Annotated in this window: 20 protein-coding genes and 1 tRNA gene; 14 read left to right on the top strand and 7 right to left on the bottom strand. The window is 70.7% G+C overall.

Going from position 1 to position 22,787, the window contains the following annotated elements:
* Positions 1-155: 155 nt before the first annotated feature.
* Entirely contained in the window at positions 156-1,451 is a 1,296-nt protein-coding gene (locus tag V8J39_RS19630; RefSeq protein ID WP_336462660.1) for an NAD(P)/FAD-dependent oxidoreductase, read from the top strand.
* Positions 1,452-1,498: 47 nt separating this feature from the next.
* Positions 1,499-2,413 carry a 2-hydroxyacid dehydrogenase gene (locus V8J39_RS19625; RefSeq protein ID WP_336462659.1) on the top strand — a complete coding sequence of 305 codons (915 nt, stop codon included), beginning with the start codon at positions 1,499-1,501 and terminating at the stop codon, positions 2,411-2,413.
* Positions 2,414-2,501: 88 nt separating this feature from the next.
* Here the strand turns inward: V8J39_RS19625 and V8J39_RS19620 are convergent, their stop codons facing one another.
* The 3 genes from V8J39_RS19620 to bktB form a co-directional block, all read right to left on the bottom strand.
* On the bottom strand, positions 2,502-3,572 hold the full coding sequence (locus V8J39_RS19620) for a hybrid-cluster NAD(P)-dependent oxidoreductase (protein ID WP_336462658.1): 1,071 nt from the start codon (positions 3,570-3,572) through the stop codon (positions 2,502-2,504).
* Positions 3,573-3,576: 4 nt separating this feature from the next.
* Positions 3,577-4,812 (bottom strand): aromatic ring-hydroxylating oxygenase subunit alpha, encoded by a 1,236-nt coding sequence (locus tag V8J39_RS19615; RefSeq protein WP_336462657.1) that lies wholly within the window; start codon positions 4,810-4,812, stop codon positions 3,577-3,579.
* Positions 4,813-5,055: 243 nt separating this feature from the next.
* Complete coding sequence (gene bktB, locus V8J39_RS19610; RefSeq protein WP_336462656.1) at positions 5,056-6,231, bottom strand: beta-ketothiolase BktB; 1,176 nt, start codon at positions 6,229-6,231, stop codon at positions 5,056-5,058.
* Positions 6,232-6,377: 146 nt separating this feature from the next.
* Between bktB and V8J39_RS19605 the strand changes: the two genes are divergently transcribed.
* Positions 6,378-7,040, top strand: coding sequence for an HAD family hydrolase (locus V8J39_RS19605; protein ID WP_336462655.1), 663 nt, complete (start codon positions 6,378-6,380; stop codon positions 7,038-7,040).
* Here the strand turns inward: V8J39_RS19605 and fnrL are convergent.
* Entirely contained in the window at positions 7,037-7,783 is a 747-nt protein-coding gene (gene fnrL, locus V8J39_RS19600; RefSeq protein ID WP_336462654.1) for a transcriptional regulator FnrL, read from the bottom strand. The genes V8J39_RS19605 and fnrL overlap by 4 nt on opposite strands.
* A gap of 56 nt (positions 7,784-7,839) precedes the next feature.
* Here fnrL and hemN point away from each other — a divergent pair, with 56 nt between their 5' ends.
* The 4 genes from hemN to V8J39_RS19580 all read left to right on the top strand — a co-directional run bounded on the left by hemN (position 7,840) and on the right by V8J39_RS19580 (position 13,339).
* On the top strand, positions 7,840-9,195 hold the full coding sequence (hemN, locus tag V8J39_RS19595; RefSeq protein WP_336462653.1) for an oxygen-independent coproporphyrinogen III oxidase: 1,356 nt from the start codon (positions 7,840-7,842) through the stop codon (positions 9,193-9,195).
* A gap of 75 nt (positions 9,196-9,270) precedes the next feature.
* Positions 9,271-10,791, top strand: a complete 1,521-nt coding sequence (gpmI, locus tag V8J39_RS19590; RefSeq protein ID WP_336462652.1) for a 2,3-bisphosphoglycerate-independent phosphoglycerate mutase — start codon at positions 9,271-9,273, stop codon at positions 10,789-10,791.
* Positions 10,788-12,005, top strand: a complete 1,218-nt coding sequence (locus V8J39_RS19585; RefSeq protein WP_336462651.1) for a murein hydrolase activator EnvC family protein — start codon at positions 10,788-10,790, stop codon at positions 12,003-12,005. The genes gpmI and V8J39_RS19585 overlap by 4 nt, the downstream gene beginning before the upstream one ends.
* Positions 12,002-13,339 carry a S41 family peptidase gene (locus tag V8J39_RS19580; protein WP_336462650.1) on the top strand — a complete coding sequence of 446 codons (1,338 nt, stop codon included), beginning with the start codon at positions 12,002-12,004 and terminating at the stop codon, positions 13,337-13,339. Before V8J39_RS19585 ends, V8J39_RS19580 begins: the two co-directional genes overlap by 4 nt.
* Before the next feature lie 110 nt (positions 13,340-13,449).
* Here V8J39_RS19580 and V8J39_RS19575 read toward each other — a convergent pair.
* Positions 13,450-13,539 (bottom strand) — tRNA-Ser (locus V8J39_RS19575).
* Between the two features lie 235 nt (positions 13,540-13,774).
* Between V8J39_RS19575 and V8J39_RS19570 the strand changes: the two genes are divergently transcribed.
* The 7 genes from V8J39_RS19570 (at position 13,775) to V8J39_RS19540 (ending at position 20,410) form a co-directional block, all read left to right on the top strand.
* Positions 13,775-14,731: an SPOR domain-containing protein gene (locus tag V8J39_RS19570; RefSeq protein WP_336462649.1), complete on the top strand. Its 957-nt coding sequence runs from the start codon at positions 13,775-13,777 to the stop codon at positions 14,729-14,731.
* An 82-nt stretch (positions 14,732-14,813) separates the two neighbouring features.
* On the top strand, positions 14,814-15,992 hold the full coding sequence (locus tag V8J39_RS19565; RefSeq protein ID WP_336462648.1) for a D-alanyl-D-alanine carboxypeptidase family protein: 1,179 nt from the start codon (positions 14,814-14,816) through the stop codon (positions 15,990-15,992).
* A 6-nt stretch (positions 15,993-15,998) separates the two neighbouring features.
* The gene (tmk, locus tag V8J39_RS19560) at positions 15,999-16,631 is read left to right on the top strand and encodes a dTMP kinase (protein WP_336462647.1); all 633 of its coding nucleotides are present in this window, start codon (positions 15,999-16,001) and stop codon (positions 16,629-16,631) included.
* A complete protein-coding gene (locus V8J39_RS19555; protein ID WP_336462646.1) occupies positions 16,628-17,782 on the top strand; it encodes a DNA polymerase III subunit delta' in 1,155 nt (384 codons plus the stop codon). Before tmk ends, V8J39_RS19555 begins: the two co-directional genes overlap by 4 nt.
* Positions 17,783-17,797: 15 nt before the next feature.
* Positions 17,798-18,670 carry a TatD family hydrolase gene (locus V8J39_RS19550; RefSeq protein WP_336462645.1) on the top strand — a complete coding sequence of 291 codons (873 nt, stop codon included), beginning with the start codon at positions 17,798-17,800 and terminating at the stop codon, positions 18,668-18,670.
* Entirely contained in the window at positions 18,670-19,467 is a 798-nt protein-coding gene (locus tag V8J39_RS19545; RefSeq protein WP_336462644.1) for an MBL fold metallo-hydrolase, read from the top strand. Before V8J39_RS19550 ends, V8J39_RS19545 begins: the two co-directional genes overlap by 1 nt.
* Positions 19,468-19,474: 7 nt before the next feature.
* Positions 19,475-20,410 (top strand): AEC family transporter, encoded by a 936-nt coding sequence (locus V8J39_RS19540; RefSeq protein ID WP_336462643.1) that lies wholly within the window; start codon positions 19,475-19,477, stop codon positions 20,408-20,410.
* Positions 20,411-20,437: 27 nt separating this feature from the next.
* On the opposite strand, the gene V8J39_RS19535 is transcribed toward V8J39_RS19540, so the two are convergent.
* Both V8J39_RS19535 and V8J39_RS19530 read right to left on the bottom strand, forming a co-directional pair.
* A complete protein-coding gene (locus V8J39_RS19535) occupies positions 20,438-21,358 on the bottom strand; it encodes an ABC transporter permease (RefSeq protein WP_336462642.1) in 921 nt (306 codons plus the stop codon).
* An 86-nt stretch (positions 21,359-21,444) separates the two neighbouring features.
* Positions 21,445-22,719 (bottom strand): ABC transporter permease, encoded by a 1,275-nt coding sequence (locus V8J39_RS19530; RefSeq protein WP_336462641.1) that lies wholly within the window; start codon positions 22,717-22,719, stop codon positions 21,445-21,447.
* Positions 22,720-22,787 lie beyond the last annotated feature (68 nt).

The raw sequence follows: 22,787 nt of genomic DNA, 5'->3' as shown, positions 1-22,787 counted from the left end.
CTGTCGCCCGCGGGCAGCGCGCTGGTCGACAAGCTTGCCAGGCGGCTGGCGACGCCGCCGGCAGGATAACATTCCGGCATGCCTGTGCGGATCGAACCTATTGGACGCAGGGCCGCGCAGCTGCGACAACCGGGCGACCCTGACCGAGGTTTCACATGCCCGCCGTCTCGCCCTCTCTGTGGGATCTCGATGTCCCCGACCATGTCCCGCTGATCCGCCAGCCGCTGCCGCGCTATGACGTGGCGGTGATCGGCGCGGGCTATTCCGGGCTGGCCGCCGCGCTGTTCCTCGCGCGGCTCGGCCGCAGCGTGCTGGTGCTCGAGGCCGAGACGGTGGGCTTCGGCTGTTCGTCGCGCAACGGCGGCATGGTCGGGCCCAGCTTTCACAAGCTGGGCATGGCCGGGCTGACCCGCGCCTATGGCCCCGAGGCGGCGCAGGCGCTGATGGGCGCGGGGATGCAGGCGCTGGACGCGTTCGAGCGGTTCGTGGCCGACGAGGGCCTCGAGTGCGACTTCCGCCTGACGGGGCGGTTCCGCGGCGCGCGGACCGAGACCGACCTGCGCGGGATGCTGGCCGAATGCGCCCGGCTGCGCGATCAGGTCGGGCTGCCCTTCGAACCGGTGGATGCCGCGGGCGCGCGGGCGCAGATCGGCTCGGACGCCTATGTCGGCGGCGTGATCTACCCCCGCGACGGCGGCCTGCATCCGAAGAAGCTGGTCAATGCGCTGGCGCAGCGGGCCGAGGCGGCGGGCGTCGAGATCCGCAGCCACTGCCCCGTCGCCGGCCTGAGACCCGAGGCGGGCGGGCACCTGCTGCGCACCGCGCAGGGCGAAGTGCGGGCGGACGAGGTGGTCATCGCCACCAACGGCTATTCCGACCGCCGGCTGCCGACGATGAACGATCGCGTCGTGCCGATCTGGGTGACCGTGGCGGCGACGCGGGCGATGGCGCCCGAGCGGATCCGCGAGATGTCGCCGGGGCTGCGGATGCATGGCGAGACCGGGCGCGTGTTCCTGTGGTCGCGGCCCTCGCCCTGCGGGACGCGGTTCATCTTCGGCGGCCGGATGGCCGACCGCACCGCGAGCCCCGAGCGCCAGAGGCGGCAGGTCGCGGCGAAGGTCGCGCGGATCTTCCCGGCGCTGGGACCCGAGGCGTTCGAGCATCTGTGGTACGGCAAGATCGCCTATACCGCCGACCACGCGCCGCACCTGAACCGGATCGAGGGGATGTGGCATCTGGGCGGCTATTGCGGCTCGGGCGTCACGCGGTCGATCTTCTTCGCGCAGGCGCTGGCGCGCAAGATCGCGGGCGGGGGCGGCGGCGAGCTGCCGTTCGACCGGCTGGAGTTTCCCCGCGTGCCGTTCCGCCCGCTGGCCCCGCAGGTGGCGCGGCTGCTCACCCGCTGGTACGCGGGGCTGGACGCGCGCGACCTGCGCCGTAAAAGGGGCTGATCAGGGAGGCGCAAATCGGGTCACAACCCGCTGATAAGGAGAAGCCTATGGTCTTTTGGTTCCAGTCAACCGACGCGCAGCGCGAAGCGATGTTCCGCGAGATCTTCGCGGCCGAGCTGCCGCACGTGCCGATCGAGACCGAGGTCACCGATCCCGACAGCGTGCGCTACATGTTCAGCTGGCAGCCGCCGGCCGACCTGTCGGTCTACCGCAACCTCGAGGTGCTGTTCGCGGTCAGCGCCGGCGTCGACCAGTTCGCGCACCTGCCCGCCCATGTCCCGCTGATCCGCATGGTCGACCCGTCGAACCTGCGCCGGGTGGCGGAATACATCGTGATGTCGTGCTTCGCCTGCGCCCGCGACCTGCCGCGCTATGTCGCGCAGCAGCAGGCCGGCGACTGGCAGGCCCGCACGCCGGCGATGGCGGCGGACACCACCGTCGGCATCCTCGGCCTTGGCGAGATCGGCCAGCTGTCGGCCGAGCTGCTGCGGCCGCTGGGCTTCAAGGTCGCGGGCTGGTCGCGCAGCCAGAAGACGGTCGAGGGAGTGACCTGCCTGTCTGGCCCCGAGGGGCTGACCGAGCTGCTGGCGATCTCGGACGTGGTGGTCTGCCTGCTGCCGCTGACCGAGGCCACGCGCGGGCTGATGGACGCGTCGTTCTTCGCGGCGATGAAGCCGGGCGCCGGTCTGGTCCATGCCGGGCGCGGGGCGCAGTGCGACTTCGCGGCGCTGAAGGCGGCCCTGGAAAGCGGCCATGTCGCCAATGCCGTCGTCGACGTCTTCGACGTCGAGCCGCTGCCCGAGGGCCACATGGCCTGGACGCTGCCGAACTGCATCGTCACGCCGCATGTCGCGGGGCGGCTGGACCCGCGGCAGGGCGCGATCAACATCGTGACCAACATCCGCCGCCACGAGGCTGGCGAGCCGCTGCTGTGGCAGGTCGACCGCGCCGCGGGCTACTGACGCGAAAAGGCCCCGCCCTGTCCGGGAGCGGGGCCTTCACACCTGTGCCGGCTATCGGGCCGGCGACCGCCGGGCCGGGGCCTTGCGGTCAGACCTCGACCGCGACCTTGCCGATCGGCTTCGAGCAGCAGGCGAGGATGTAGCCATCCTCGACATCCTCGTCCGAGATGCCGCCGTTGTGGACCATGACCACCTCGCCGGCGGTCTTCTTCACCTTGCAGGTGCCGCAGACGCCGAAGGTGCAGCCCGAGGGGATGTTGAGCCCCGCGCCCTTGGCCACCTGCAGGACGGTGTCGGTCTCGCGGCAGGTCGCGACCTTGCCCGAGCTGACGAACTCGACCTCGGCCATGTTGTCGTCCGAGGGCACGATGTCCTCGTGCACCGGGACCTCGGCCGCGGTCTCGGCCGGGGCGTGGAAGCTTTCCTGGTGGTAATGCTCCATGTCGTAGCCGAGCGAATAGAGCATCTCGCGCACCGAGGTCATGAAGCCGTCGGGGCCGCAGCAGAAGACCTCGCGTTCCAGGTAGTCCGGGGCCATCAGGCCCAGCATCAGCGCGTTGAACCGGCCCTTGTAGCCGGTCCAGGTGCGGTAGGGGTCATCCTCGCGCACCACGAACTGCAGCTTGAGGCCCGGCGTGCGGCTGGCCATGTGCTCCAGCCGCTGGCGGAAGATCAGGTCCTGCGGCGTGCGCGCGCAGTTGATCATCACGACGTCGGGCTGCACGCCCGTGTCCCACAGGTAGGTCGCCATCGACATCATCGGCGTGACGCCCGACCCCGCCGAGATGAACAGGTACTTGCGCGGCGCGTCGTCCTTGAGGCGGAACACGCCCCCCGGCCCCATCGCCTTGATCTTCATCCCCGGCTTGAGATGGTCGAGCATCCAGCGCGACGCCTTCGAGCCCTCCTGCGCCTTGACGGTGATCGTCAGGGACAGGTGCCGCGAGGGCGAGGACGAGATCGTGTAGGTCCGCCATTCGGGGCCGCCGGGCATCGGCAGCTCGATGGTCAGGAACTGGCCCGGCGCGAAGTCGAACCAGTTGCCCGACGGCGCGCGGAAGCAGAACGAGGCGCAGTTCGGCGCCTCGGGAATGACCATGGTGCATTCCAGTGCTTCGGCGTCGGTCCAGGGACCGGCATTGTAGACCGAGAACGTCATCGGCTTATTCCGCGGCCATGATCGACCGGCCCGTCAGGCGCTGGCCCATCATGTCGCAGTACCAGTCGACGAACTGGATCACGCCTTCCTCGACCAGGGTCGAGTAGGGGCCGGGTTCGTAGGCGGGCGAGTTGATGCCGTACTGGTTTTCCTCGACGACCTGACGGTCCTCGTCATTGGTGGCGATCCAGACCTCGGTCAGCTTCTGCAGGTCGTAGTCCACGCCCTCGACCGCGTCCTTGTGGACCAGCCACTTGGTGGTCACCAGCGTCTCTTCGGGCGAGATCGGCAGGATGCGGAAGACGATGGCGTGGTCGGCCAGGAAGTGGTTCCAGCTGTTGGGGTAGTGGTAGAACAGCAGGCTGCCGGCGTCGTTGAACGGCACGTCGCCCATGCGCTTGGACACGGCGGCCTTGGTCGACATCGTGAACGACTCGGCATTGTTCAGCAGCGGGATCCGCGCCAGCCGCCACTGGAAGTCGGCCTTGTTGGTGAAGCGCGACGGCAGGCCCGCGGCCTCGCAGCGCTTCCAGTGGTCCATGATCTCGGGCGCGGCCGAATCGGGGCCGTCCATCGCGGTCATGGTCGGGCTGTCGGAATAGGTGCGGCACAGCGAGGGGTGCGAGCCCGAGCAGTGATAGCACTCGCGGTTGTTCTCGATCACCAGCTTCCAGTTGCCCTTCTCGACGATGGTCGATTCGAAGGCGACCTTGCAGTCGTCGAGCTTGTGGGGGCCGATGTAGGCCTGCATCCGCTCGGCCAGCAGGTCGAACGAGGGGGCTTCCTCGGCCAGGCAGACGAAGACCATGCCGCCGGCCTCGCGGCAGTGCACTTCCTTCAGCTTGTATTTCGAGGCGTCGAATTCCGGCCCCATGTCGCGGGCATAGAGCAGCTTGCCGTCAAGCTCGTAGGTCCACTGGTGGTAGGGGCAGACGAGCTTGGGGTTGGTGCCCTTGGTCGAGGAGCACAGCCGCTGGCCGCGGTGGCGGCAGGTGTTGTGGAAGGCGCGGATCTTGCCGTCGCCGCCGCGCACCACCAGCACCGGGTAGGCCCCGACCTGCATGGTGATGTAGTTGCCGGTCTTCGGCAGGTCGCAGGCCGGTGTCGCGAACAGCCAGTCGCGGTACCAGAACTTCTCCAGATCGACCTGGAACAGGCCGGGATCGTTGTAGAAGGGCTGCGGAAGGGCGAAGTTCTTCTTCCGCGTCATCAGCAGGGCAAGGGCGTCGGCGTCGCGCATCGTGGTCCTCATCGGCCCGGGAGGTTTGGGCTTGGAACAAAGGGGACGGCCTGCGCCGCCCCATCGAGCGGATCATGCGGCAAAGCGGCGAAAAGCCGTCGTCAGAAAACGACGCAACACGACGGATTCGCGGAGTGCCGCGCATCGTGACGCGACTGCCCCCGCCGATCTTGCGCCGCTGGCCCCGGCCCTGCGCATCCTGCACCGCAAAGATGTCAGACCAGTCTACGCCCGAGGTCGGTTTCAGACCAGTTCCAGCGACAGCGCGATCCCCTGCCCGCCGCCGATGCACATGGTCACCAGCGCGCGGGTCCCGCCGGCGCGCCGCAGCTCGTGGATCGCCTTCACCGCAAGGATCGCGCCGGTCGCGCCGACCGGGTGGCCCAGCGCGATGGCGCCGCCGTTGGGGTTCACCTTCGCGGGGTCGAGCCCCAGCGACCGGTTCACCGCCAGCGCCTGGGCCGCGAAGGCCTCGTTCGATTCGATGACGTCGAAATCGGCCGCGGCAAGCCCGGTCCTGTGCAGCAGCGCCTCGACCGCGGGCACCGGCCCGATGCCCATGATCTCGGGCCGGACGCCGGCGACGGCCCAGCCGGTGATCCGCGCGACCGGCGCGAGGTTCGCACGCGCGGCCGCCGACTCGTGCGCCAGCACCAGCGCCGCCGCGCCGTCGTTGATGCCGCTGGCATTGCCGGCGGTCACCGAGCCGTCCTTGCGGAACGCCGGCCGCAGCCCCGCCAGCGCCTCGGCCGAGGTCGCCTTCGGATGCTCGTCGCGATCGAACAGAGTGGTCCCGCGGCGCCCCGCCAGCGCGACCGGCACGATCTGGCCGGCGAAATGCCCGGCGGCGATCGCGCGGGCGGCGCGGGTCTGGCTTTCCAGCGCGAAGGCGTCCTGATCGGCGCGGCTGATGCCGTATTCCGTGGCCACGTTCTCGGCCGTCACGCCCATGTGGCCGGTGCCGAAGGGGCAGGTCAGCGCACCGGTCATCATGTCGACCGCGGTGGTGTCGCCCATCTTCTGGCCGGCGCGGGCGCTGGTCAGGGCGAAGGGCGCGCGGCTCATCACCTCGGCGCCGCCGGCGACGGCGATCTCGGCCTCGCCCAGCGCCAACGCCTGCGCGGCCGAGACGATGGCCTGCGCCCCCGAACCGCAGAGCCGGTTCACGTTCATCGCGGCGCTCTGGTGCGGGATCCCGGCCTCGATCATCGCGACCCGCGACAGGTACATGTCGCGCGGCTCGGTGTTGATCACGTGGCCGAAGACCACCTGCCCCACCGCCGCCGGGTCGACGCCCGCGTCGGCCAGCGCCGCGCGGGTGACGGTCGCGGCCAGCGCCGAGGGCGCGAGGCCCGAAAGGCTGCCGCCGAACCCGCCGATCGCGGTGCGCCGGGCCGAGAGGATCACGATTCCGGTCATGGCTCTGCCTCCATCCTGCCGCCGCGCCAAGGCTAGGCGCACGGCACCGCTGCGGCCAGTGCCGGGGCGGCGCGGGGCCGCAGCGTCACCGGCGCCGCCCGGCGTGTCGGCTTTCCATTCCGCGCCGATCGCGTTAGCGGTAACGGATGGATATTTCCCGCGACCGCTTCGCCTTCGACGCGATCATCTTCGACCTTGACGGCACGCTTCTCGACACCGAGGCGGTGGCGCTGGACACCGGCGTCGCGACGATGGCCGCACTCGGCCACCCCGTCCCGCGCGAGGTGATGCACCGCCTGGTCGGCATCGACGCGCAGGCCGGCTTCGTGATGATCTGCGAGTGGCTGGGCCGCGAGCTGGACTTTCACGTGACCAATGCCGCGCTGGGGGCGGCGTTCCGCGCCGCGCTGGCCGAGGGCGTGCCGCTGAAGCCCGGCGTGACCGAGATGCTCGACGTGCTGGACGCGCGCGGCCTGCCGCGGGCGGTGGCGACCAACAGCGGCACCGAGAGCGCGCTGTGGAAGATCGAGCGCGCGGGCCTGCAGGGGCGGCTGGGCACCGTGGTGGGCCGCGATCTCGCGCCCGAGGGCAAGCCCGCGCCGGGCATCTACCTCGAGGCCGCGCGGCGGATCGGGATCGCGCCCGGGCGCTGCCTCGCGATCGAGGACAGCGACATCGGCGTGCGCGCGGCCAAGGCTGCCGGGATGGCGGTGGTGCAGATCCCCGACATGATCGACAGCCAGGACCGTGCCGCGGATCTCGAGGCGCGCTCGCTCGCCGAGGCGATGGCGCGGCTGGGCCTGGCCTAGATCAGCGCGCCGCCGTCGCTGTCGTCGCCGGCCTCGGCAAGGAGCTCGTCGAAATCGGGCACGGTGACGTGGCGCTTGCCCTCAAGCTCGATCACCCCGTCGCGCTTGAGCGCCGAGATCTGGCGGCTCACCGTTTCCAGGGTCAGGCCCAGGTAGTCGGCCATCGCCTCGCGCGTGAGCGGCAGATCGAAGTTTATCCGCCCCTGCGGCGAGGTCAGCCGCAGCGTCGCGTCGCGCCGGGCGATGATCGCAAGCAGGCTCGCGATCTTCTCGCGCGCGCTCTTGCGGCCCAGGAGCAGCATCCATTCCCGCGCCGCGTCCAGCTCGTCGAGCGTCATCTGCAGCAGCCGCTGCGCCACGCTCGGCGTCTCGGCCAGCATCAGCTCGAACGGCTTGCGGCGGAACGAGCACATCAGCAGGTCCGAGGTCGCGGTGACGGTATAGGCCGCGCGCGACCGCCCCGGGCGGCCGACGAAATCCGACGGCAGCAGCAGGCCCACCATCTGGGTGCGCCCGTCCTCGAGCGCCTGGGTCAGCGTGGCGATTCCCGACACGACCGAGGCCACGAAATCCATCTCGTCCCCGGCCCAGACCACGGTCTGCCCGGCCTCGTAGCTGCGGTAGGTCTTCATGTCCTCAAGCCGCTTCAGCTCGTCGCTCTCGCAGCGGGCGCAGACGGCGCGATGCCGGATCGGGCAATCGCCGCAATTGAGCGACAGGTCAGGCGCGGATTGGATCGTCATGGCGTCCTTTGACCCAAATCAAGGTCCGTACTCGTGGATTGCGCCAGCGTAAAAGCATGACAACGCAATCGCAACTGCTTCGGCTGGGGCTCTTCGACGCGCGGGTGCCGCGCTACACGAGCTATCCGACCGCCCCGCATTTCTCGGCCGCGATCGGCGCCGGGGAATTCGGCGACTGGATCGCCGCGGTCCCGGCCGGGGCCGCGATCTCGCTTTATCTGCACGTGCCGTTCTGCCGGCGGCTGTGCTGGTTCTGCGCCTGCCGGACGCAGGGCACGAAATCCGACGAGCCGGTGCGCGCCTATGTCGAGGTGCTGCTGGCCGAGGTCGCGCTGCTGCGCGAGCGGCTTGCCCCCGGCGTGCGGCTGGCGCGGTTGCACTGGGGCGGCGGCACGCCGACGCTGCTGGGCGCGCCCGAGATCACCCGGCTGGCCGCCGCGATCACCGAGGCGGTGCCGCCGACGGAGGACTGGGAATTCTCGGTCGAGATCGACCCCAACGAGATCGACGCCGCCCGGCTTGACGCGCTGGCGGCGGCGGGGATGAACCGCGCCTCGATCGGGGTGCAGGACTTCGACCCCGAGATCCAGCACCTGATCGGGCGCGAGCAGAGCTATGGCGTGACCGCGGCCGCGGTCGCGGGGCTGCGCGCCCGCGGGATCGCCTCGCTCAACGCCGACATCCTGTACGGCCTGCCGAACCAGAGCCCGGCGCGGATCGCGGCCTCGGTGCAGCAGCTGCTGTCGCTTTCGCCCGACCGGGTCGCGCTTTACGGCTATGCGCATGTGCCCTGGATGGCGCGGCGCCAGCAGATGATCCCGTCCGAGTCCCTGCCCACGCCCGAGGAGCGGCTGGCGCTGTTCGAGACCGCGCGCGCGCTGTTCACCTGGGACGGCTATGACGAGATCGGCATCGACCACTTCGCCCGGCCCCATGACGGCCTGGCGCGCGCCGCGCGCGAGGGACGCCTGCGGCGCAACTTCCAAGGCTATACCGAGGATGCCGCCCCGGTGCTGATCGGGCTTGGCGCCTCGTCGATCTCGCGCTTCCCGCAGGGCTACGCGCAGAACGCGCCCGCGACCTCGGACCACCAGCGCGCGGTGCGCGAGGGCCGGTTCTCGACCGCGCGCGGGCATCTCTTCACGCCCGAGGACCGGCTGCGGGCGCGGATGATCGAGGCGGTGATGTGCGATTTCCGCATCGACAGCGCCGAGCTGACGGAGGCGTTCGGCGCGACGCCGGCACAGCTGTCGGCGCTTTATGCCGAGGCCTGGCGCGCCTTCCCCGAGATGGTCGAGATCACCGGCGCGGGGCTGGTGGTGCCCGAGCGCGCGCGGCCGCTGACGCGGATGATCGCGCGCTGCTTCGACGCCTACGACCTGTCGCGCGCCGGTCATTCCAGCGCGATCTAGGCCCCGCCCCTGTTGAACGCCGCGGCGCGGGCCAGTATCAAGGGCCCGCGCGCGCCCCGCGACAGGAGAATTCCCATGACGCCGAAACCCGTTGTTCTGTGCATCCTCGACGGATGGGGTCAGCGGGACGAGATCGAGGGGAACGCGCCGGCACAGGCCGAGACGCCGACCTTCGACCGGATCATGGCCACCTGCCCCCATGCCACGCTGATCACCCACGGCCCCGATGTCGGCCTGCCGACCGGCCAGATGGGCAATTCCGAGGTCGGCCACACCAACATCGGCGCGGGCCGGGTCGTGGCGATGGACCTCGGCCAGATCGACCTTGCCATCGAGGACGGCAGCTTCTTCGACAATGCCGCGCTGGCGGCGTTCTGCGAGCGGCTGAAGGCCTCGGGCGGCACCGCGCACCTGATGGGCGTCGTGTCGGACGGCGGCGTGCACGGCCATATCGAACACGTGCTGGCGGCCTGCAGGGCGGTGACCGGCGCGGGCGTGCCGGTGGCGCTGCACGCGATCACCGACGGGCGCGACGTGGCGCCGTCCTCGGCGGCGGGCTTCGTGGCCGACCTGGTGGCGCGGCTGCCCGCGGGCGCGACCGTGGCCACCGTGATCGGCCGGTATTACGCGATGGACCGCGACAACCGCTGGGAGCGGGTCGGGCGCGCCTATGACGCGATGGTCAAGGCCGAGGGCGGCACCGCCACCGATGCCGTCGCCGCGGTCGAGGCCGCCTATGCCCGCGACGAGACCGACGAATTCATCGCCCCCACGGTCATCGACGGCTTCGCCGGCGCACGGGATGGCGACGGCTTCTTCTGCCTGAACTTCCGCGCCGACCGCGCGCGGGAGATCCTGCTGGCGATCGGCGCGCCGGAGTTCGACGGGTTCGAGACCGGCCCGCGCCCGGCCTGGGCGGCGCTGCTGGGGATGGTCGATTATTCCAAGGCGCACAACGCCTTCATGACCACCTGCTACCCCAAGCAGACCATCGTCAACACGCTGGGCGAATGGGTGGCCAAGCAGGGGCTGACGCAGTTCCGGCTGGCCGAGACCGAGAAATACCCCCACGTCACCTTCTTCCTCAACGGCGGCAAGGAACAGCCCGAGGCGGGCGAGGACCGGTTCATGCCGAAATCGCCCAAGGTCGCGACCTACGACCTGCAGCCCGAGATGTCCTCCGAAGAGGTGACCGAGCAGTTCGTGGGCGCGATCCGTCACGGCTACGACCTGATCGTGGTGAACTATGCCAATCCCGACATGGTCGGCCACACCGGCAGCCTGCCGGCGGCGATCGCGGCCTGCGAGGCGGTGGACCGCGGGCTTGCCGCGGTGACCGCGGCGCTGGCCGAGGCCGGCGGCGCGATGGTGCTGACCGCCGACCACGGCAATTGCGAGACGATGATCGACCCCGAGACCGGCGGCCCCCACACCGCCCATACCACGAACCCCGTCCCGGTGGCCCTGATCGGCGGACCGGCGGGCGCGCGGCTGCGCGCGGGCCGGCTCGCCGACCTCGCGCCGACGCTGCTGGCCCTGATGGGTCTTGAGAAACCCGCCGAGATGACCGGCGAGAGCCTGATCGTCCATCCATGACACCGCGTGCGGGTCTCGCCCTTGCCGTGGCCGGCGTCGCCGGCCTGTCCCTTGCCGCGATCTGGCCCGGGGCCGAGCCCGCGCGCGCGCAGGGCGAGATCCCCCCGGGCGCGGCACGCGGTGCGCCGCCCCGGCCGGTGACCGCCGCCGACGGCGCCGTCACCGCGGCCGAGGAGCTGCGCGCGGCGATCGAGGCGCTCGGGCGGGCGGGGACGGGGCGCGAGCAGGTCGACGCGCTCAGCCGCACGATCCGCGCGTACGAATCCGGCCTGTCGGACCTGCGCGAGGGCCTGCGCCGCGCGAGCCTGCGCGAGCAGGAGATCGGCGTCGACCTCGAGGCGCGGCGGCTGCGGGTCAGCCAGCTTCTGGGCGCGATGATGGCGATGCAGGACAGCCCCGCCCCGGTGACGCTGCTGCATCCCGACGGCCCCGAGGCCGCGGTGCGCACCGGCATGATCCTGGGCGACGTGACGCCGGCGCTGCAGGCCGAGGCCACCGACCTGGCGGCCGACCTGCACGAGGTCGCGGCGATCCGGAAAGTGCAGGAGCAGTCGGTGGACCTGCTGTCGGCGGGCCTTGCCGCCGCGCAGGAGGCGCGCACCGCGCTGAGCCAGGCGATGCAGGACCGCACCGACATGCCCACCCGCTTCCTGGCCGAGCCCGAGGAGCTGACGCGCCTGCGCGAGAGCGCCGAGTCGCTGGAAAGCTTCACCGACGGAATCGCGCGGCTGGAAAGCGACATCGGCCCGCCGATGCTGGATTTCGAGGGGGCCAAGGGCAGCCTGCCGATGCCGGTGCTGGGCCGGATCCTGCGCCGCGCCGGAGAGGCCGATGCCGCCGGCATCCGTCGCCCCGGCCTGGTGGTGGCGACCCGGCCCGCGGCGCTGGTCACCACGCCCTGGGCCGCGACGATCCGCTATCGCGGGCCCTTGCTCGACTACGGAAACGTGATGATTCTGGAGCCTGCCTCCGGCTATCTTCTGGTTCTGGCCGGGCTCGGGACGGTCTATGGTGCCGTCGGCGACGTGATCGAGGCCGGCGCACCGGTCGGCCTGATGGGCGGCGCCGAACCCGGTGGACGCGAGTTTCTGGCGGCCGCGCAGCAGGGCGGCGGAGCGGAGCGCACCGAGACGCTCTACGTGGAATTGAGACAGGGACGAAGCCCCGTGGACCCGTCCGAATGGTTCACCGAAACAGGGATGACTGAAAGATGAAGAAATTCGTGATTGCCGCGCTGGGCGGCACCGTTGCGGGGGCGCTGCTGACCACCCAGGTCGCGGGGCCGCTGCTCGCCCAGGAGGCCAAGCGCGATTCCTCCGTCTACGAACAGCTCGATCTCTTCGGCGACATCTTCGAGCGCATCCGCGCCCAGTATGTCGAGGCGCCCGACAGCAAGAAGCTGATCGAGGCCGCGATCAACGGCATGCTGACCTCGCTCGACCCGCATTCGAGCTACATGCCCCCCGACGACTTCGCCGACATGCGCGTGCAGACCCGCGGCGAGTTCGGCGGGCTGGGGATCGAAGTCACGCAGGAAGAGGGCTTCGTCAAGGTCGTCTCGCCGATCGACGGCACCCCGGCGGCCGAGGCGGGCGTGCAGCCCAACGATTTCATCACCCATGTCAACGGCGAGAGCCTGATGGGCCTGACGCTGGACCAGGCGGTGGACATGATGCGCGGCCCGGTCGGGTCGGACATCACCATCACCATCGCCCGCGAGGGCACGCCCGAGCCCTTCGACCTGACGCTGACCCGCGACACGATCAAGGTGCAGTCGGTCACCAGCCGGGTCGAGGGCAAGTCGGTGGTGCTGCGGATCTCGTCCTTCAACGACCAGACCTTCCCCGGCCTGCAGGCCGACCTGAAGAAGTCGGTCGAGGACGCGGGCGGCATGGACAAGGTCAACGGCTTCATCCTCGATCTGCGCAACAACCCGGGCGGCCTGCTGAACCAGGCGATCTCGGTGTCCGACGCCTTCCTCGACGCGGGCGAGATCGTCTCGACCCGCGGCCGCAACACCCAGGACAGCGAGCGCTACAACGCCGAGCCGGGCGACATGGCCCAGGGCAAGCCGGTGGTGATCCTGATCAACGGCGGCTCGGCCTCGGCCTCGGAGATCGTCACGGGCGCGCTGCAGGACCATCACCGCGCGATCGTCGTGGGCACCAAGTCCTTCGGCAAGGGCTCGGTCCAGACGGTGATCCCGCTGAAGGGCGACGGCGCGATGCGCCTGACCACGGCGCGCTACTACACGCCCTCGGGCCGCTCGATCCAGGCGCTGGGGATCAACCCCGACATCGTCGTCGAACAGCGCCCGGCCGAGACCACCGATGACGAGGACGGCCCGGCCTCGGCCGTGCGGCAGCGCTCGGAGGCCGACCTGCGCGGCGCGATCTCGAACGACTCGATGACCGAGGACGAGAAGAAGCAGGCCGAGGAAGAGCGGGCCCAGGCCGCCGCCGCCGCGAAGCTGCGCCAGGACGACTACCAGATGGCCTATGCGATCGACATCCTGAAGGGTCTCGCCGCCGTCCAGCCGGTGGAGTGACCCGGGCGTCCCGGCGCGCGGCGCCGGGCCCCTGCCCGAGGACAGGGCGCGAGGACAGGAAGGGGCGGGCCGATGGCCGGCCCCTTTTTCGTGCGGGCGCTGTCGAAGTGTGGCGGAAGCGGTGGGATTCGAACCCACGATACCCTTGCGGGTACGCCAGTTTTCAAGACTGGAGCCTTCAACCACTCGGCCACGCTTCCACGCCCCCGGGGGTAGCGGCGTTCACATGATTCTGAAAGGGCGCTGTCCCTTACGGATCTGTACAGCCCCTGCCCCGGCCCGCTAGAGCCTTCCCAGCATCGCGGCGGTCGGATAGGATCCGGCCACAAGCGTGACAGAGCGCAGATCCGCCGACGCGGCCCCGGCGAAGGGTCGGACGGCGGGTGACGAGAGACAGGCAGACCGGCGGCGAGCGGCCGCGTGAAGGGAGCAGGCATGAGCGGGACACCGGGGGCGCGGACGGCGCTGGCTCCGACGATCGGCGCGTCCGAGATGGGCGGCAGGCGCAGGCACGGCCTGATCCTGATCGCCCCGGCGCTGATCGCGCTTGCCGCGTGCCAGAATTCCCTGCCGCTGATCGGCAACCGCGGGGCCGCCGGCACCTCGGGCGGCAGCGCGCCAAGCTCGGTGCAGCTGGTCGACCGCGACGTCGAGGCACCCGAGGTGTTCCAGGCGACCGATGACGGCCTCTGGGACGGACGGCCGTCGCTGGGCGGTGTCTGGGTCGCGCATCCCGAGGTGAAGGACCCCGAACGGGTCATCATCCGCAACACCAAGACCGATGCCTTCGTGATCGGCGCGCTGTTCCGCCGCGAACGCGACATGCCCGGGCCGCGGATCCAGGTATCGTCGGATGCCGCGGGCGCGCTGGGGATGCTGGCGGGGCAGCCGGCCAACCTGCAGATCACCGCGCTGCGCCGCGAGGAAGCCGCCCCCGAAGCCGCGCCGGCCGCGACCGGCACCGAGACCGACGCGACCGTGGCCGCGGCCGAGACCCCCGCCCGCCCGACCACGCCGCCCGCGAGCGCCGGCCCCGCCTCGGGCGCCTCGACCGCGGCGAGCGCGATGTCGACGCTGGCCGCCACTGCGCCGCGCACCCCTGCCCCGGCTGCCGGCGCGACCAGCGGCGCCGCCGCGACAGCGCCTGTCGCCGGCGCGCTCAAGCGTGCCTATGTCCAGATCGGCATCTTCAGCGTCGAGGCCAATGCCGGCCGCGCCCGCAAGCAGATGCAGGATGCGGGCCTGACCGCCGAGACCCGCCGCGACGAAAGCCAGGGCAAGACCTTCTGGCGCGTCGTCACCGGGCCCTTCGCCTCCGAGGCCGACCGCAGCGCCGCCATCGCCAAGGTGAAGTCGCTGGGCTATCCTGACGCCTACGCCGTCAGCCGCTGATCACGCCCGGCCGCCGCCCTGCCGGGGCGTCGGCCGACCCGCCGCCCCGTTTACGCCGACCCTGACACGGAGGTCCGACCCGATGCTGAAACGCGCCCTTGCCGCCGCGGCTCTGCTGGCTTCGACCGCACTGCCCGCCGCCGCGTTCGAGACCGCCGCCCGCCATGCCTGGGTCTACGACCTGACCACGCAGACCGTTCTTCTGGACAAGAACGCCGACGAGCCGATGCCGCCGGCGTCGATGTCGAAGCTGATGACGCTGAACCTGCTGTTCGAGGCGATCAAGCGCGGCGACGTGTCGATGGAAACCACCTTCCCGGTCTCGGAGAAGGCCTGGCGGATGGGCGGGTCGAAGATGTTCGTCAAGCCCGGCGACCGGCCCACCGTCGAAGAGCTGATCCACGGCATCATCATCAACTCGGGCAACGACGCCTGCGTCGTGGTCGCCGAGGGTCTGGCCGGGTCCGAGGAGAACTTCGCGCGGCAGATGACGATGCGGGCCGAGCAGCTGGGCATGACCGGTTCGCATTTCGCCAATGCCTCGGGCTGGCCCGACCCCGGCCAGGTGATGACCGCGCATGACCTCGGACTGATCGCGACCCGCCTGATCACCGAATTCCCCGACCTCTATCCGTTCTTCGCGATGTCGGGCTTCAACTACCAGGGCCGGGTGCCCGCCAACGGCAACAACCGCAACCCGCTGCTGCGCGTCTCGAACGAGGGCGACTGGACCGCCGACGGCCTGAAGACCGGCCATACCGAAGAGGCCGGCTACGGCGTCGTCGGCTCGGCGATCGAGAACGGCAACGGGCGGCGCGTGGTGCTGGTGCTGGCCGGCCTGTCGAGCGACACCGCGCGGGCGCAGGAAAGCGAGGCAATCGTCAACTGGGCCTTCCGCCAGTTCGCGCTGCGCACCATCGCCCCCGGCGGGCAGCGCCTGGCCGAGGCCGAGGTGCACATGGGCAATGCCGCGTCGGTCGGGCTGGTCGTCGAGCATGACGTCAAGATGCTGATCCCGTCGCTGTCGCAGGAGGGCATCACCGCCGAAGCGATCTATGACGGCCCGATCGCGGCGCCGATCGCCAAGGGCCAGGCGCTGGGAGAGCTGCAGATCACCATCCCGGGCATGGACATGGTCAAGGTGCCGCTGGTGGCCGAGGCCGACGTGCCGATGGGCGGGTTCGCCAAGCGGCTCGAGGTCGCGACCGACGCGCTGATCGGCCGCTTCGTCGGCGAGGCCGGCGCGGCCGAGACGAACTGAGGCGCCGTGCCGGGGATCTTCGTCACCTTCGAGGGCATCGACGGGTCGGGCAAGTCGACGCAGGCACGGATGCTGGCCGAGAGCCTCGCCGCGGCGGGGCACGAGGTCGTGCTGACGCGCGAGCCCGGCGGCAGCCCCGGCGCCGAGGAGATCCGCGCGCTGCTTCTGCAGGGCGAGGCCGACCGCTGGTCGCCCGAGACCGAGTGCCTGCTGTTCACCGCCGCGCGCCGCGACCACATGGAAAAGCGGGTGCTGCCGGCGCTCGGGCGCGGCGCGGTCGTGATCTCGGACCGGTTCGCCGACAGCACGCGGCTGTACCAGGGCATCACCCGCGGCGACCTGCGCGGGCTGGTGGACCGGCTGCACGCGCTGATGATCGGGCGCGAGCCGGACCTGACGCTGCTGATCGACATCGACCCGGCCGTCGGCCTGTCGCGCGCGCTGGCCCGCCAGGGCACCGAGGAGCGGTTCGAGAACATGGGCGAGGCGATGCAGGCCCGGATGCGCGACGGCTTCCTGGCGCTGGCGGACGAGTTTCCCGACCGGATCCGGGTCATCGACGGCGCGCGCCCCCCGGCCGAGGTCGCGGCCGACGTCGCCCGCACCGTGGCCGGCGCGCTGGCCGGGATGACGGCATGAGGGCGCCGCGCAAGGCCGATCTCGACGATCCGCCGCCCGAACCCGATCGCGTCGAAGGCGTCCCGCACCCGCGCGAGACCCGGATGCTGTATGGCCAGCAGGCTGCCGAGGCGCGGTTCCTCGAGGCCTTCGCGACGGGGCGGATGCACCACGGCTGGCTGCTGACCGGGCCGCAGGGCATCGGCAAGGCGACGCTGGCCTGGCGGATGGCGCGGTTCCTGCTGGCCACGCCCGATCCCGGCGCCGACGACGGGCTGTTCGGCGCACCGCCGGTGCCCGACACGCTCGACATTCCCGGCGACCATCCCGTCACGCGGCGGGTCGCGGCCCTGTCCGACCCGGGCCTGTTCCTGCTGCGCCGCCCCTACGACGAGAAGACCGGCCGGCTGAAGCAGGTCATCGGGGTCGAGGAGGTGCGCCGCCTGCATTCCTTCTTCGGCCTCTCGGCCGTCGATGGCGGACGGCGGGTGGTGATCATCGATTGCGCCGACGAGATGAACGTCTCGGCCGCGAACGCGCTTCTGAAGCTGCTCGAGGAACCGCCCGCGCGCGCCGTGCTGATCCTGATCGCGCACCGGCCCGCGGGGCTGCTGCCGACGATCCGCTCGCGCTGCCGCGAGCTGAAGCTTGCGCCGCTCGGCCCGGCCGAGATCGCCGCCGCGCTCGAGGATGCGGGGGTCGAGGCCCGCCCCGAGGACGCGCCCGCGCTTGCCGAACTCGCCGGTGGCTCGGTCGGCGCGGCGATGCGGCTGGTGACCGGCGAGGGGCTCGCGCTTTACGGGCGGATCATCGATCTTCTGGGCTCGATGCCGCGGCTGGATCGCGGCCGGGCGCTGCAGATGGCCGAGCAGGCCGCCGCCCGCGGCGCCGAGGAACGGTTCGAGCTGACCCTGGGCCTGCTCGACCTGGCACTGTCGCGGCTGGCGCGCGTGGGCGTGCTGGGCCCGCCGGGCACGCCCGCCGCCCCGGGCGAGGCCGAGGTTCTGATGCGCCTGTCGCCGCATCCGCATGCCGCGCGGCTCTGGGCGGCGAAGGCGCAGGAGCTTGGCGCCCGTGCCCGGGCCGGACGGGCGGTCAACCTTGACCCTGCCGCGCTTCTCATGGATATGGTTCTCAAGGTGAACGAGACGGCGGCCGAGATCGCCGGCTGAGGACAGCCCCTTCTGATGACCGACCCTTCCGATACGACGACCGCGGCCCCCTCCCCTGCCGCCGCTCCCCAGATCGTGGACAGCCACTGCCACCTCGACTTCCCGGATTTCGACGGGCAGCAGGGCGAGATCGTGGCCCGCGCCCGCGCCGCGGGGGTGACGCGCATGGTGACGATCTGCACCCGCATGGACCGCGAGCCGGTGGTGCGCGCCATCGCCGAGGCGCATGACGGCGTCTTCTACGCCGCGGGCGTGCACCCGATGCGCGTGCACGAGGAGCCGCTGATCGAGGTCGAGACGCTGGTCGCGCTGGCCGCGCATCCGAAATTCGTCGCGATCGGCGAGACCGGGCTCGACTATCACTACACCGCCGAGAGCAAGGACGTGCAGCAGGAAAGCCTGCGCCGCCACATCGAGGCCTGCCGCCGGACCGGCCTGCCGCTGATCATCCACTCGCGCGATGCCGACGACGACATGGCCCGGATCCTGACCGAGGAATTCCGCGCCGGCGCCTACAGCTGCGTCATGCACTGCTTCTCGTCCTCGGCCGCGCTCGCCGCCGCGGTGCTGGAGCTGGGCTTCTACCTGTCGATGTCGGGGATCGCGGCTTTCCCGCGCTCGACCGAGCTGCGCGAGATCTTCGCCGCCGCGCCGCGCGACCGGATCCTGGTCGAGACCGACAGCCCCTATCTCGCGCCGCCGCCGCATCGCGGCAAACGCAACGAGCCCGCCTTCACCGCCCTGACCGCGAAGGTCGGCGCCGAGGCCTTCGGCATGGACTATGCCGAGTTCGCGCGGGTCACCTCGGAGAATTTCGACCGGCTGTTCTCGCGCGCGCGGGTGCCGGGCCGGGTGCCGGGTCAAGTGCCGGGCCGGGTGCCGACCTGATGGCAGTGCTGCGCTTCACCGTGCTTGGCTGCGGCTCCTCGGGCGGGGTGCCGCGACTGGGCAATCTGTGGGGCGCCTGCGATCCGTCGAACCCGCGCAACGCGCGGCTGCGCTGCGCGCTGCTGGTCGAGCGCGTGACCGGGGCCGGCATCACGCGGGTCCTGATCGACACCGGGCCGGACATGCGCCAGCAGCTGCTGACCGCAGGCATCGGCACGCTGGACGCGGTGGTGATGACCCACGCGCATGCCGACCACCTGCACGGCATCGACGACCTGCGCCAGATCGTTTTCAACACCGGCAACCGCCTGCCGGTCTGGGCCGACGGGGCGACGCAGGACGCGCTGACCTCGCGCTTCGGCTATGCCTTCGTGCAGCCGAAGGGATCGAGCTATCCGCCGATCTGCGACCTGATGACGATCGAGGGGCCCTTCACCATCGACGGCGCCGGCGGCCCGATCGGGTTCACCCCGATCCGGGTCAATCACGGCTCGATCGACGCGCTGGGCTTCCGCATCGGCGGCCTCGCCTACCTGCCGGACGTGAAGGAGATCTACGATGCCGCCTGGCCCCTGCTGCAGGGGCTGAAGGTCTTCGTGATAGACGCGCTGCGCTACAGCCCGCATCCGACCCACGCCCATCTCTCGCTCGCGCTCGACTGGATCGGGAGGGTCCAGCCCGAGCGCGCCATCCTCACAAACATGCACATCGACATCGACCATGACCGGGTGATGGCGGAAACGCCGGATCACGTGATCCCCGCCTTCGACGGCATGGTCATCGACCTCCAGGACTGATCCCACCATGCAGGCACTTACCGACGCGATCCTCCCGGTCTTCGTTCTGATCGGGTTCGGCTGGATCGCGGCCTGGCGCGGCCTGTTCGGCGAGACCGCCGTCGACGGCTGCATGAAATTCGCCCAAAGCTTCGGCATCCCGGCGCTGCTGTTCATCCAGCTGTCGCGCCTGGACCTCGGGCAGACCTTCAGTCTGGGGCTGCTGGTCAGCTTCTACGCCGGCGCCTTCGCGGGCTTCGCCCTGGGCTTCGGCGCCGCCCGCGCCGTCGGCCGGCCGCCGGTCGACTCGGTCGCGGTCGGCTTCTGCTGCCTGTTCTCGAACTCGATGCTGCTGGGGGTGCCGATCACCGAGCGCGCCTTCGGCGCCGATGCCGTGCCGGGCGCGCTGTCGATCGTCGCGGTGCATTCGCCGATCCTGTACAGCTTCGGCATCCTCGCGATGGAACTGGCCAAGAGCCGCGGCCAGAACGTGCCGGGGCCGCGGCTGGCGATGCAGGTGGTGGGCGGCATCCTGCGCACCCCGATCGTGCTGGGGGTGGCGCTGGGGATGGCGGTGAACGTGACCGGCCTGCCGATGCCCGACCCGCTGGTGCAGGGGATCGAGCTTCTGGCCCGCGCCGCGATCCCGGTCGCGCTGTTCGGCCTGGGCGGCGTGCTGTGGCGCTATCGCCCCGAGGGCGACATGCGGCTGATCGGGGTCGTGGTCTTCGCCAGCCTCGTGGTGCACCCGGTGATCGCCTATGGGCTGGGCCACTTCGTGTTCGGGCTGGCGCCGAACCACCTGCGCCCGGGGGTGCTGCTGGCCTCGATGGCGCCGGGGGCGAACGCCTATCTCTACGCCAACATGTACGGGGTGGGCCGGCGCATCGCGGCCTCGTCGGTGCTGGTGGCGACGGCGCTCTCGATCCTGACGAGCTGGGCGTGGATCGGGCTGCTGCCCTGATCCACGCAGGCCGCCGCGCCTTGCGCGTCACTGCGGGCTGAGACCGCGCAGCTTCTCGCCGCGCCGGCGCAGCAACTCGACCGTCGCCAGAAGCAGGATCGACACCACCACGAGGATCGTCGCGACGGCGAGGATCGCCGGGCTGATCTGTTCGCGGATGCCGTTCCACATCTGGCGCGGGATCGTCTGCTCGTCGGGGGCGGCGATGAACATCACCACCACCACCTCGTCGAACGAGGTGACGAAGGCGAAGAGCGCGCCGGAAATCATGCCCGGCAGGATCAGCGGCATCGTCACCTTGCGGAAGATGGTCGAGGGCGAGGCCCCGAGCGAGGCGGCGGCGCGGGTCAGCGAATGGTCGAAGCCGACGAGAGTCGCGGTGACGGTGATGATCACGAAGGGGATGCCCAGCGTGGCATGGGCAAGGACCACGCCGAGGTAGGGAATGCCCCAGTTGCGGATCTGCACCGAGGAATAGAAGAAGAAGAGCCCGGTCGCGGTGATGATGATCGGCACGATCATCGGCGAGATCAGCACCGCCATCACCGTGCGGCGGAACGGCATCTCGGGGCGCGACAGGCCGAGGGCGGCGAGCGTCCCCAGCACCGTGGCGAGCACCGTCGCGAAGAAGCCGACGATGACCGAGTTCTTGGCGACCTGCACCCAGGTCGCGTGCTGCCAGACATCCATCCACCAGCTGGCGCCGCGCTCGGCATCCGGGGCCTGCATGCCGAAGGTCAGAAGCAGGTCGTACCAGCGCATCGAATAGCCGGTCGGGTCGAACGACAGCATCTTCTCGGTGAAGGTGAAATAGGGCTCGGCGTTGAAGCTGAGCGGGATCACGATCAGGATCGGCGCGATCAGGAACAGGAAGATCGCCGCGCAGAGGATCTTGTAGGTCCAGTGCCAGGCGCGTTCGAGCGGCGAGGCGTAGATCGGAAGGGCCATGGGTCTGTCCTTGGGGGCAGGGCCGAGGCCGGGGGCGCTGCCCCCGGACCCCCGGGATATTTGGGCCAATGCGAAAGCGGGGGCGGTCAGCCCAGCTTCATGTTGTCGATGCCGATCAGGCGGTCGTAGAGCCAGTAGAGGAGCAGCACCGCGGCCAACAGGATCGCGGCGAGCGCGGCGGCCATCGACCAGTTCAGGCTGTCCTGCATGTGGTAGGCGATCAGGTTCGAGATCAGCTGGCCCGAGGCGCCGCCGACGAGGGCGGGGGTGATGTAGTAGCCGACCGCGAGGATGAAGACGAGCAGCGCGCCCGCGCCGATCCCCGGCAGGGTCTGGGGCAGGTAGACGCGGCGGAAGGCCGTCCAGCTGGTCGCGCCGAGCGAGCGCGCGGCGCGGACATAGGCCGGCTTGATCGTGCGCATGACCGAGTAGAGCGGCAGGATCATGAACGGCAGCAGGATGTGGACCATGGCGATGATCGTGCCGGCCTGATTGTACATCATCCGCAGCCGGTTGCCGTCGTCGAGCACGCCGGTCGCGACCAGCATGTTGTTCACCACGCCCTGCTCTTGCAGCAGGACCATCCAGCTGGTCGTCCGCACGAGCAGCGAGGTCCAGAACGGCAGCAGCACGAGGATCATCAGCAGGTTCGATTTCGCCAGCGGCAGCGTCGCCAGCAGGTGCGCGACCGGATAGGCCAGCAGCAGGCAGATCGCGGTGATCAGGGCCGACATCACGAAGGTCTTGATGAACAGCTGGACGTAGACGCGCCGGCCCTCCTCGACGCGCACGATGTTGCCGCCGGGATCGCGCGTGAGGTCGAGCGCCGCAAGGTAGAAGCTGGCCGTGAAGGCCGAGGAGGCGCCACGCATCACCTGCCACAGCTGCGGATCGCGCCAGTCCTCGTCCAGCGCCGGGACGCTGTCGGCATAGGGCGGCGCGAGGTCGTCGGCCTTGCGCGCCGAAGAGGTGAAGAGCGAGCGGGTGCCGCCGAGTTCGTAGTTCACCCGGGTCCCGACCTCGCCGGCGCTGCGGTTCTCGCGCGCGAGCTTGAGGTCGGCGGCGAGCGCCGCCCAGGCGGCCTCGTCGGGCGCGGTTCCCGCCGGGTGGTCGGCGAACCACAGGCCGATGTTGGGCATGTTGCGGGCGAAGGCGTCATTGTGGACGGAGCGGTAGAGCATCTGCCCGATCGGGAAGACGAAGGTCACCACGATGAACAGCAGCAGCGGCGCCACCAGGATCGCGGCGCGCCGCTTGGCGCGCGACTGCGCGCGGGCCAGCGCCTGCTTGAGCGGCACGCCCTCGGCCGTGGTCAGCCGTCCGGGGGACTGCGCCCCGATATCCGCAGAAAGTTCCGCCATCTTTTGTCCCGCCGTGGTCAAGGAGGGCCCGCACGGGCCCGGATGGGCGCCGGCGGCGGGCCGGGAAG

Source organism: Frigidibacter sp. MR17.24 (genome assembly GCF_037095655.1).
Lineage (GTDB): Bacteria > Pseudomonadota > Alphaproteobacteria > Rhodobacterales > Rhodobacteraceae > Frigidibacter.
The sequence above is the reverse complement of the archived record's forward strand: the minus strand, read 5'-3'. Positions and strand labels throughout refer to the sequence as shown.